The organism is Paenibacillus sp. 32O-W (assembly GCF_007679495.1).
GTDB lineage: Bacteria > Bacillota > Bacilli > Paenibacillales > NBRC-103111 > Paenibacillus_L > Paenibacillus_L residui.
In genome coordinates, this window is record NZ_VEGP01000154.1 from 1 (window position 1) to 1,289 (window position 1,289).

1 protein-coding gene is annotated in these 1,289 nt (G+C 42.7%); it reads right to left on the minus strand.

The features are described 5' to 3' along the window. Nucleotides 1-511: 511 nt before the first annotated feature. On the minus strand, nucleotides 512-883 hold the full coding sequence (locus tag FS806_RS25205; RefSeq protein WP_144942094.1) for a VOC family protein: 372 nt from the start codon (nucleotides 881-883) through the stop codon (nucleotides 512-514). Nucleotides 884-1,289: the final 406 nt, after the last annotated feature.

Consider the following 1,289-nt stretch of genomic DNA (forward strand, 5'->3'; position numbering starts at 1 on the left):
TTACCGCTTGAATTTCTGGATTCTGGTTATCAGCATGAAGGGGGTTTTTCACTCGGATCGCCTCCCACAGGCAACAAAGTTTTACCTGTAGGTATTAGACATTTGTTTCCAAAATCCTTTAGTGCCATTTATATAGATAGGCATAATTCCCTTCTCCGCCATATCCGGCATCGGCAATGATAGTTCCTGGTATTATGGAGCGCTGCCTTAACCTTCTCTAGATGGGGCTTTAAGCGCGAATATCCGTTGGACGCTGCTGAAGGCTATATCCATGTTATATTCAATGTACAAAGAAACCGTCTCCTTTCAAATGGTGGGTCGCACTTCCATTTTACTAAGAAACGGTTTCTTTTTTAGTTTAACAATTTTCAAAACGGGGCTGCCCAATGGCCATCTTCGATGACTTTTGGGGACAGTCCCTTCGTATTTAAATATAAAGTATAAGTTTCACCTTATACCTGTTCTTATATTTATCGGTAAACGCGCCTGTCCATAGGACGGCATTAGCCGTTTATCCTTTCCTTGTTTCAACAAATTCCAGACGGTTGCCGAAAGGATCATTAACATGCACCCGCAAGATTCCTGACAGAGGGACATCCTCCTTCATTGTTACCCTATGGCGGGATAGCTGTTCCCGAAGACGGTTAAGGTCTGACACCTCGAAGGCGGGATGAGTCTTCGTTGCCGGATGAAAATCTTCCTGAACGCCAATATGCAGCTGATGATGGCCGCATTGAAACCACACCCCGCCTCTATGGCTCAAGACGGCAGGCTTCGGCAGTTCGCTCATTCTCAGAATGTCGCCGTAGAACCGACGGGCTTCTTCCTCGCATCCAGCAGGAACTGCAATCTGCACATGATCGATTCCTATCCATTGAAACATGAGATCCCTCTTTTCGTTTCATATAGTGAAACTAAATTTTATCAAGTGGTATAATCACACTATAGATCACGTTCCATAAACTGTCAATGGGTGCGGCAGACTTGGATTTTTGTTTGTGCTTCTAAAAATAATAGAGTGTGTCGGCGCATAGTTTCCCATATGGAAGCGACGCGTTTTTTTGTTTTGCATTAGGCATCCTTCTAAGCAGCATTTGAGAAAATAGTAGTCTCTACCTATCTCATCCCGCAGCAAATATAAGGTTAAGAATTTAGTCCTAGTCTTAAAGTTTTAAAATATAGGTTACCAATTCTACAATTTTGATTTATAATACATGACCTATGCACTTCGAGGTAATCCTTGGTAAATTTCCGGTTTTGGCGTAGTCCAAAGAAGCACCAAATAATGC

Excerpts from the sequence above, each read along its gene's own strand:
- FS806_RS25205 (WP_144942094.1), bottom strand. The coding sequence starts at position 883 with ATGTTTCAATGGATAGGAATCGATCATGTGCAGATTGCAGTTCCTGCT.